This is a genomic window from Kribbella albertanoniae, assembly GCF_004348455.1.
Taxonomy (GTDB): Bacteria; Actinomycetota; Actinomycetes; order Propionibacteriales; family Kribbellaceae; genus Kribbella; species Kribbella albertanoniae.
On record NZ_SMKA01000088.1, the window covers coordinates 21399 to 28606 of the forward strand.

Annotated in this window: 5 protein-coding genes; 3 read left to right on the top strand and 2 right to left on the bottom strand. The window is 68.7% G+C overall.

The annotated features are described in order from the left end of the window. The first annotated feature begins 15 nt into the window (after positions 1 to 15). The 3 genes from E1261_RS19980 to E1261_RS19990 all read left to right on the top strand — a co-directional run bounded on the left by E1261_RS19980 (position 16) and on the right by E1261_RS19990 (position 5590). Positions 16 to 1491, top strand: a complete 1476-nt coding sequence (locus E1261_RS19980; RefSeq protein WP_132408576.1) for an MFS transporter — start codon at positions 16 to 18, stop codon at positions 1489 to 1491. Positions 1492 to 1643: 152 nt separating this feature from the next. Next, complete coding sequence (locus E1261_RS19985) at positions 1644 to 4751, top strand: DPP IV N-terminal domain-containing protein (RefSeq protein ID WP_132408578.1); 3108 nt, start codon at positions 1644 to 1646, stop codon at positions 4749 to 4751. Positions 4752 to 4753: 2 nt separating this feature from the next. Further along, positions 4754 to 5590: a GNAT family N-acetyltransferase gene (locus E1261_RS19990; RefSeq protein WP_132408580.1), complete on the top strand. Its 837-nt coding sequence runs from the start codon at positions 4754 to 4756 to the stop codon at positions 5588 to 5590. On the opposite strand, the gene E1261_RS19995 is transcribed toward E1261_RS19990, so the two are convergent. After that, positions 5587 to 6564 carry a ribose-phosphate diphosphokinase gene (locus E1261_RS19995; protein WP_132408582.1) on the bottom strand — a complete coding sequence of 326 codons (978 nt, stop codon included), beginning with the start codon at positions 6562 to 6564 and terminating at the stop codon, positions 5587 to 5589. The two genes, E1261_RS19990 and E1261_RS19995, sit on opposite strands and share 4 nt — an antisense overlap. Positions 6565 to 6602: 38 nt before the next feature. Beyond that, positions 6603 to 7166 (bottom strand): NADPH-dependent FMN reductase, encoded by a 564-nt coding sequence (locus E1261_RS20000; RefSeq protein ID WP_132408584.1) that lies wholly within the window; start codon positions 7164 to 7166, stop codon positions 6603 to 6605. Positions 7167 to 7208: the final 42 nt, after the last annotated feature.

Sequence of the window (7208 nt, forward strand, 5' to 3'; positions counted from 1 at the left end):
TTTGAGGAGCAGAAGATGACCGCAGTGGCAGTACTCCCCCAGCCCGCCACCACCGTTGCCGAGGCGCCCCGGCGGCTCCGCAAGCGCTGGCTCGCCTTCTCCGCCGTCATGACCGCGGCCGTCATGGACCTGCTCGACTCGACCGTGATGAACGTCGCGGCACCGGCCATCCGGGGCGACCTCGGCGGCTCCTACGCCAGCCTGCAGTGGATGGCCGCCGGCTACACGATGGCGCTGGCCGTCCTGCTCCTCGTCGGCGGCCGTCTCGGCGACCTGGTCGGCCGCAAGCGGGCGCTGCTGATCGGAGTCGCCGGCTTCACGGTGACGTCGCTCCTGTGCGGTCTCGCGGTGTCGCCGGAGATGCTGATCGCCTCCCGGGTCGCCCAGGGCGCATTCGCCGCGGTCATGCTCCCGCAAGGCTTCGGACTGGTCCGAGACTTGTTCGAGCCCGACGAGCGGACCAAGGCGTTCGGCTTCTTCGGCCCGATCATGGGGCTGGCCGCGGTCCTCGGCCCGATCATCGGCGGAACGGTCCTCGACGCGAACCTGTTCGGCACCGGCTGGCGCGCGATCTTCCTGATCAACATCCCGATCGGCCTGTTCACCTTCGCCATCGCCGCCAAGCACCTGCCTGACACGAAGCCGTCCGCCCGCAAGATCTCGCTCGACCTCCCCGGCCTGCTGATCGCGAGCGCCGGTCTCGTCGCCCTCGTCTACCCGCTGGTTCAGGGTCACGAGCTCGGCTGGCCGCTCTGGTCGAAGCTCATGCTGGCCGCCTCGCTGCCCGTCCTGGCCGGCTTCGGCCTCCACCAGTCCCGCCGCAGCCGCAACGGCGCCACCTCGCTGATCGAGCCCCGCCTGCTGAAGAGCCGCCCGTACCTGTCCGGTGTCTTCTTCGCAGTCGTCTTCTTCGGCGCCATGGCCGGCACCTTCGTGCTCGGCATGTTCCTCCAGGTCGGCCTCGGCTACAGCCCGATCCGCGCCAGCCTCGCGATGGCTCCCTGGGCCCTCGGTGCGCTGATCGGCTCGGCAGTCTCCGGGATGACCATGCAGAAGTACGGCCGCCGGCTGCTCCACATCGGGCTTGCTCTGATGGCAGTAGGCCTGCTCGGCACGTACGCCGTCCTCGCGCTGACCGGTCTGAGCGTCGGCAGCTGGGACATCGCCGTACCGACTCTGTTCGGCGGGATCGGGATGGGCATGGTCTTCGTGCCGCTGTTCGACATCATCCTGAGCGGGGTCCGCGACGACGAGGTCGGATCGGCGACCGGGATGCTCGGCTCGTTCGAGCAGGTCGGGATCGCGCTGGGGATCGCCGTGATCGGCACGATCTTCATGGGCAAGGTTTCGGCCGCCGACGCCGCGACGCGGGCCGTGGCCGCCCTCGACGGCACCCAGACCGCGCTGCTGGCGACCATCGCCGGCCTGATCCTCGCCTTCACGGTCGGCTTCCTGCTCCCGAAGTCGTCGCGGGGCGGCATCGAACACTGACCGACTGCCTGAAAGGGCCGCCGTTCCGGGATTCCGGGGCGGCGGCTCTGCGACGCGCCGATCAGGGTCGTTGCTGACCTTTGGGCCTGGCAGGGTCGGAGGAGTCCCCTCCGGCCGATCGGCCGGATCGCCCCCGAGGGATTGGAACGACCGTGGTTCACGAGGACCCCACCGACCCCGGCACCTGGAGCATCTCGCGGCGCCGGGCACTCCAACTCAGCGGTGGCGTCGCCGCCGCCGGCGCTGTGCAGGTAGCACCCACCGCAGCAGCCAGTACGACGGCGCCCGGCCAGGCGGTACTGAGCGAAGGCACCAACTTGATGGCGGCCGTCTCACCGGACGGCCGCTGGCTGGTATTCGACCTGGTCACCGCGATCTGGGTCACCCCGGCGGCCGGTGGCGTCTCCCGGCGACTCACCGACGACCTGCAGGACGCGACCAGGCCCCGGTGGTCGCCGGACAGCCGGCGGATCGTGTTCCAGTCCTACCGCGACGGCAACTTCCACCTCTGGTCGATCGATGCCGACGGCAACAACCTCCGCCAGCTCACGACCGGCCGCCACGATCACCGCGAACCGTACTTCACCCCCGACGGCGGATCGATCGTCTTCTCCTCCGACCGCGGCAGCACCGGCAGCTACGGCATCCACCGGCTCGACCTGGCGAGCGGCGCGATCACCGCACTCACCGACGATCCGTCCGAAGAGGCCGAGCCGATCGTCTCCCCCGACGGCACGAAGATCGCGTTCACCGTCGACGCGTCCTCGATCGCGGAAGTCCACCTCGCCACGGGCGAACGCCGTACCGTCGTCGCGGCGCAGACCGGTAGCAGTGTCTACGGTCCCGCCTACTCCCCTACCGGCCAGCTCGCCTACGTCCGGCTCGCCGGGCCGGCGTGCGACCTCGTGGTCGGCGACCAGAAGGTGACCAGCGGCAAGGACGTGTTCGCGGTACCGCCGTCGTGGGCTTCGGCGGACGAGCTCGTGTACACCGCCGACGGCCACGTGGTCCGGCATCGCCTCGGCGGCGCGCACACCGTCGTACCGTTCGCTGCCACCGTGCCGATCACGTCGCGCCGGCCGCGGCCGAAGTCGCCCGACCTGGAGTCCACCGGTTCCCGCCCGGTCCTGGGGATCGCCAGCCCGGCGGCGTCGCCGGACGGCCAGTGGATCGCGTTCCGGGCCTTGAACGCTTTGTGGCTGGCGGCAACGAATGGCCGTGGGACGCCGCGCAAGATCGTTGCCGACGGCTACTTCAACAGCGATCCAGATTTCTCGCCGGACGGGAAGTCGTTGCTGTACGCAAGCGATCGCGACGGCACCGCCGACCTCTGGCTGCACGACCTCAAGACAGGCGCCGATCGCAAGCTCTCCGCACTGCCGGGCGCGCAGACCGCGCCGCGCTTCTCGCCGGACGGCAAGCAGGTCGCGTACCAGGACCAGGACGGGATCGCCTGGATCCTCGATATCAGCTCCGGCGCGGTCCGGCAGCTGACGCCGACCCTGTTCCAGCCCGGCCGTGTCAGCTGGTCCGCGGACGGCAAGACCGTAGTCCTCGCCGCGGTGAAGCCGTTCTCCAAGCGCTTCCGTGAAGGCACCAGCCAACTCCTGTACGTCGACGTCGCCACCACCGCCCTCGAGTACGTCGAACCGATGCCCTTCCGCTCGCTCGCCACCCGCGGCGACGACGGCCCGGTCTTCTCCCCCGACGGCCGCTGGCTCGCTTTCGTCGTCGAGAGCCTCCTGTACGTCGCTCCTGTCGACCAGCGCGGCCGCTTCACCGCCGAACCGCGGGCGATCACCGCGGAGGTCACCGACTCACCCGTCTGGCAGGACAGCAACACGCTGCTCTACCTCAACAACGGCCGCCTCCGTCGCGTCGACCTACACGGATCGCGCCCGCGCACGGTCGCCGTCGACCTGCAGTGGCGGCGGGCAACGATCAAGCAGCACATCACGATCCACGCCGGCTCACTCTGGGACGGTCGCGAGACCGCTCTGCGGAAGGACGTGGACATCGTGCTCGACGGTTCGCGGATCGCCGCCGTATGGCCGCATCAGGGGCGGGCGCATATCGACGCGTCCAAGCTGACCGTGATGCCCGGGCTGATCGACGCGCACAACCACTGGCATCTGCGCGGCCGTGCCTGGGGCGCGCGGCAGGGGAACCTGTGGCTGGCCTACGGGATCACGACTACGCGCTCGCCCGGCGATCCGGCGTACCAGATGCAGGAGACGCGGGAGGCACTCTCGCATGGCGCGCTGATCGGTCCGCGGTACTTCGCGACCGGTGAGGCGATCGACGGGTCGCGGGTCTTCTACAACTTCATGCGGCCGACGTTGTCGGTGCGGCAGCTGGGTCTTGAGATGGATCGGGTCGAGGGGCTCGCGTACGACTTGGTGAAGACGTATGTCCGGTTGCCGATCGACTATCAGCGGCGCGCGATCGCCGCCATACATCGGCTTGGTCTGCAGCTGTCTTCGCACTATCTCTACCCGGCCGAGCATCTCGGCATGGACGGGATGGAGCACACCGGGGCAACCAACCGGTTGGGTTATTCGCACACGGTCAGTCGACTCGGCCGTGCGTACGCCGATGTCGTCACGCTGTTCACCAGGGCCGGGTTGTCCGTCACGCCGACGCTGTTCAACTCGACCATGGCGCATGTGGACGATCCGTCGCTGCTGACGGATCGGCGTACGACGACGCTGTTCCCGGCGTGGGAGTACACCAATCTGCGCGCTGAGGTGGACACGGCGTCCGGCCCGGCCGGCGTGACGACGCGCGAACTCCTGCGCGGGAACGTCGACATGGTGCTGCGGATCCATCGCGGCGGCGGACTGGTGATCTCCGGGACCGACACCCCGCTGGACAACATCGCGATCTCACTGCACGCCAATCTGCGATCGATGGTGGCCGGCGGCTTCACGCCGTACGAGGCCCTCACGACCGCGACCCGGAATCCGGCGCGCTGGCTCAATCTCGAGGACAAGCTCGGCGTGGTCAAACCCGGCGCCCAGGCCGACCTCTCGTTCGTCACCGGCGATCCGCTGGCCGACATTCGGGCAGCGGCTGCGGTCGATCGGGTCATGATCGCGGGCAAACTGCACACGATCGATCAGCTGCTGGCACCGTATGCAGGGAAGGCGTCGGCGGGTGCCGGCCCAGCACCACTCAGCCGGGCCCAGGCGCACGCGCACAACTCCGAGTACTGGTGGCACGAGCCCGAGTGGCTGCATCGAGCGTGTTGCGAAGGGTGACCATGACTTTCGAGATCGCGACGGCCGGTACGGCGGACGTGCGGAGGTTCAGCGATTGGGCGGCAGACGAGCAGTGGAACCCGGGCAACTCGGATCCGCTCGCCTTCGCCGCCGCCGACCCGACCGGCTTCTTCGTCGGGCAGCTGGACGGTGAGCCGATCGCGTCCGTCTCCGGTGTGCGGTACGGGAGCGACTACGGCTTCCTCGGCCTGTACATCGTCCGGCCGTCCGAGCGTGGCAAGGGCTACGGGATCCGCGTCTGGAACCGGGTGATGGAACACCTGGCCGGCCGCAACGTCGCGCTCGACGGAGTGGTCGAGCAGCAGCCGAACTATCACAAGTCCGGCTTCCGCCATGCCCACAACCACATCCGCCACGAGGGCGTCCCCACTGGCTCAGCGCCTGCCCAGGATGTCGAGTTGGTCGACGGGCGGTCGGTCCCGTTCGACCAGTTGACCACCTACGACCGGCGGTTCTTCCCGGCGGCCCGGGACGCCTTCCTGGCGTTGTGGGTCAGCCTGCCAGGCCATCGTTCGCTCGCTGCGATACGGGACGGGCAGGTCGTCGGGTTCGCCGTACTGCGGCCGGCTCGGAGCGGAGCGCGGATCGGGCCGGTCCACGCGGCATCGGACGAGATCGCCGCCGCGCTGATCACCGGCCTGGTCGAGCCCGGGGAATCGGTCGTGATCGACGTACCGGATGTCAATCTGCCCGCGATGAAGCTGGCCGAGCGGCTCGGGCTTGCGCCGGTCTTCGAATGCGCGCGGATGTACACGGGCGGCGTACCGGATGTTGACCAGGACGGCATCTTCGCGACCACCACCCTGGAACTCGGCTAGAACGGGAGCTTGGGCTGCGGCGGTGCGTGGGTCGGGTCGACGCCGTCGAACAGGCTGCTGACGGACTCACCGCCGTGGATCCGCTTGATCGCCTCGGCGAACAGACCGGCCACCGAGCTGACCTGCAGCTCCGGGAAGCCGTCGGGACGCGGAACCGTGTCGGTGCTGATCACCTCGGTGATCGACGGGTGCGACCGAAGCCGCTCGACGGCCTTCCCGGCGAACAGGCCGTGTGTGCAGGCGACGGCCGCCTCGGTGCAGCCGAAGTCCTTCAGCCGGTCGAGCAGCTCGATGATCGACCCGCCGGTAGCGATCTCGTCGTCGAGCACGATCGCCCGCTTCCCGGTCACGTCACCGACGATCGCGTCGATCACGACCCGGTCGTCGGACAGCCGCTGCTTGCTGCCCGCCGCGACCGGCAACCCGAGCAGCCGGGCGAACTGGGTCGCGATCTTCGCCGCGCCGAGGTCAGGGCTGACCACGACCGTGTTGCTCAGGTCCCGGCTGCGGAAGTGGTCCGCCAGCACGCCGATCGCGGTCAGGTGGTCGACCGGCACCGAGAAGAAGCCGTGCACCTGCGGAGCGTGCAGCGCCATCGTCAGCACCCGGTCGACCCCGGCCGCGGCCAGCAGGTCGGCGACCAGCCGGCCGCCGATCGAGATCCGGGACGCGTCCTTCTTGTCCGACCGCGCGTACGCGTAGTGCGGCATCACCGCGGTGATCTGCTGCGCCGAAGCACCCCGGGCCGCATCGATCATCAGCAGCAGCTCCATCAGGTGCTCCTGCGTCGGCGGCACCAGCGGCTGCACGATGTAGACATCACGCTGCCGGCAGTTCGCCTGCAGTTGTGCCTGCAGGCAGTCGTTGCTGAAACGATGGATCTCGACCGGTGAGAGCTGAACGCCGAGATCGGCGCAGATCCGCTCTGCTAAACCAGTGTGGGCACTTCCGCTGAACACGACGATCTCTCGCACGGCTCTCCCCGAATGCTGCCGATTCGACAGTTCGCAGCTTACTTGGCGGCGTTGCGGATCTTTTCGGCGAGGGCGTCGACGAGCTCGGTGACCAGGGTGATGGTGCCCTCGTCGATCAGGTTCCCGGCCTCGTCGAACCGCTCGTGCGCCCGGAACACCATCACCTCGGGCTTCACCACGACATCGGAGTGCGTCCAGACGAACACCTGCCGCAACGCCAACTGCGCCCGGACCGTGCCGAAGTTCGTCGGCGCCGCGCCCATGATCGCCACCGGCTTGTGCAGCAACGACGAGGTCGCCGACGGCCGCGACGCCCAGTCGATCGCGTTCTTCAGCCCACCGGGGATCGAGTAGTTGTACTCCGGAGTCGCGATCAGCACGCCGTCCGCGGCAGTGATCAGCTCCCGCAGCTCACGCGCCTGCACGGGCAGGTTCTCCTCGGTGTCCAGGTCCCCGTTGTAGTACGGGAGCTCCGCGAGGCCGTCGTACAGCTCGATCGTCACACCCGCCGGCGCATGCTTCTGCGCCGCCCGCAGCAACGCCGTATTCAATGAGCCGGCCCGCAGGCTCCCCGAGATCGCCAGGATCTTCACGTCAGTCATTCAACTATTTAAACATAAACTAAAAGTGGCCCCGTCCCACCC